Consider the following 2,834-nt stretch of genomic DNA (forward strand, 5'->3'; position numbering starts at 1 on the left):
GTGGCGGGCTGCCCCCGGTGGTGCTCGCCGTCACCGCTACGGGCCGCGAGGCGGAAGACCTGACGGCAGCCCTGCGCGCGTACCTGCCCGCCGACGCCGTTGCTGAATTCCCCAGCTGGGAAACCCTTCCGCACGAGCGGCTTTCACCGCGTTCGGACACGGTCGGCAGGCGGCTCTCTGTCCTGCGCAGGCTCGCGCATCCGGAAAGCTCGACGGCGGGACACCTGCGGGTGGTCATCGCTCCGGTGCGCGCCGTGGTCCAGCCGATCGTGGCGGGGCTGGGTGAACTGGTTCCGGTCACACTGAAAGTGGGCCAGGAAGTGCCCTTCACCGACGTGGTGCGCCGCCTGGCAGATGCCGCCTACGCACGCGTGGATATGGTCACCCACCGTGGCGAGTTCGCGGTCCGCGGCGGCATCATCGACGTTTTCCCGCCCACGGAGGATCACCCCATCCGGGTGGAGTTCTTCGGCGATGAGGTGGACCAGATGCGCTGGTTCGCCGTCGCCGACCAGCGCTCGCTGTCCTCACCTGGCCTGCACCACCCCACCGAACTGCATGCCCCGCCCTGCCGGGAAATTCTCATCACGCCGTCGGTCATGTCCCGCGCCGCCCACTTGAAAACGCAGCTCCCGGCCGCAGCGGACATGCTGGAAAAGATCGCCGGTGGCATCGCCGTCGAGGGCATGGAATCGCTGGCCCCGGTACTGGTGGACGCCATGGTTCCGTTCGTGGACCAGTTGCCCGCCGGGTCCATCTCGGTGGTCATCGAACCGGAAAAGGTCCGCACCCGCGCGCACGACCTCGCAGCCACCAATGAGGAATTCCTGGAAGCGGCCTGGTCCACGGCGTCCGACGGCGGCACCGCACCGCTGGACCTGACATCACAGGCGTCGGAGGCCCTGCACTCCGCCAGCTTCCGGTCACTCGCTGAGACCCGCACCGCGGCCCTGGGCCACGACGTCTCGTGGTGGTCCATCACCTCCCTCGCCACCGACGAGGAACTGCTCCCCGAGATCGACGTCCTGAACCTTCACGCCAAGGAACCCCGCGGCTACCAGGGCGATGTGGCAGAGATGATGGAGTTCATCGGCTCCCACGTCCGGGACCAGTGGCGGATCGTGGTGGCCACCGAAGGCCCCGGGCCCGCGCAGCGCCTGGCCGAACTCTTCCACGACGCCGATATCCCCTGCGCCAGGGTGGACACCCTGGACAAGGAACCGCAGGCGGGCATCATCGAGGTGACCACCGCCGCCGTCGGACGCGGTTTTGTCCTGGAATCCCTCAAACTGGGGCTGCTGACCGAAGCGGACCTGCTGGGCCGGACATCGGCGGGTTCCACCAAGGACATGCGGCGGATGCCGTCCAAGCGCCGGAACGCCGTGGACCCGCTGCAGCTGCTGGCGGGGGACCACGTGGTCCACGAGCAGCACGGCATAGGCCGCTTCGTGGAGCTCATCCAGCGCAAGGTTGCCGGCGGCGGAGACGGAGTGCGCGAGTACCTGGTGCTGGAATACGCCCCGTCCAAGCGCGGCGCCCCCGGGGACCGGCTGTTCGTCCCCACAGACCAGCTTGACCAGGTGACCCGCTACGTTGGCGGCGACACCCCGGTGCTCAGCAAGATGGGCGGCTCGGACTGGGCCAGCACCAAATCCAAGGCACGCAAGGCCGTCAAGGAAATCGCCGGCGAACTCATCCGGTTGTACTCGGCGCGAATGGCCTCCCGGGGCCACGCCTTCGCCCCGGACACGCCGTGGCAGCGGGAGCTGGAGGAGGCGTTCCCGTATGTGGAGACGCCGGACCAGCTGACCACCATCAACGAGGTCAAGGCCGACATGGAGCGCGAGATCCCCATGGACCGCCTGGTATCCGGTGACGTGGGCTACGGCAAGACCGAGATCGCCGTGCGCGCCGCATTCAAGGCGGTGCAGGACGGGAAACAGGTGGCGGTGCTGGTGCCCACCACCCTGCTGGCCCAGCAGCATTACGAGACCTTCACCGAGCGCTTCTCCGGCTTCCCGCTGCGGGTCAAGGCGCTCTCCCGATTCCAGGGGACCAAGGAAACCAAGGAAACGGTGGAGGGCGTCAAGAGCGGCTCCGTTGACGTGGTGATCGGCACCCACCGCCTGCTGTCCAAGGACTTCGCGTTCAAGGACCTCGGCCTGGTGATCGTGGACGAGGAGCAGCGCTTCGGGGTGGAGCACAAGGAAGCCCTCAAGAAGATGCGCACCAACGTCGACGTGCTGGCCATGAGCGCCACGCCCATCCCGCGGACGCTCGAGATGTCCCTGACCGGCATCCGCGAGACCTCCACACTGGCCACCCCACCGGAAGAACGGCACCCGGTCCTGACCTATGTGGGTCCGTACACGGACAAGCAGACCTCAGCGGCGATCCGCCGCGAACTGATGCGTGAAGGCCAGGTGTTCTTCGTCCACAACCGGGTGTCCACCATCGAACGCACTGCGGCAAAGATCCGCGAACTGGTTCCGGAAGCCCGGGTGGAAGTTGCCCACGGTCAGATGTCCGAAAGCCGGCTGGAGCAGATCATCGTCGACTTCTGGGAGAAGCGGTTCGATGTCCTGGTGTGCACCACCATCATCGAGACCGGCCTGGACATCTCCAACGCCAACACGCTGATTGTGGACGGGGCCGACAAATACGGACTGTCCCAGCTGCACCAGCTCCGCGGCCGCGTGGGCCGTGGCCGCGAACGGGCCTACGCCTACTTCCTGTACCCCTCGGAAAAGCCGCTGGGCGAGGTGGCGCTGGAACGGCTCAAGGCCGTGGCCACGCACAACGAGCTGGGCGCCGGCATGCAGCTGGCCATGAAG

1 protein-coding gene is annotated in these 2,834 nt (G+C 67.3%); it reads left to right on the forward strand.

All coding sequences use genetic code 11. The features are described from left to right. Positions 1-2,834: transcription-repair coupling factor (gene mfd / locus DBR22_RS09030; RefSeq protein WP_108598737.1), on the forward strand; the 2,834-nt coding region annotated here is incomplete at both ends.

Source organism: Arthrobacter sp. HMWF013, from assembly GCF_003061105.1.
GTDB lineage: Bacteria > Actinomycetota > Actinomycetes > Actinomycetales > Micrococcaceae > Arthrobacter.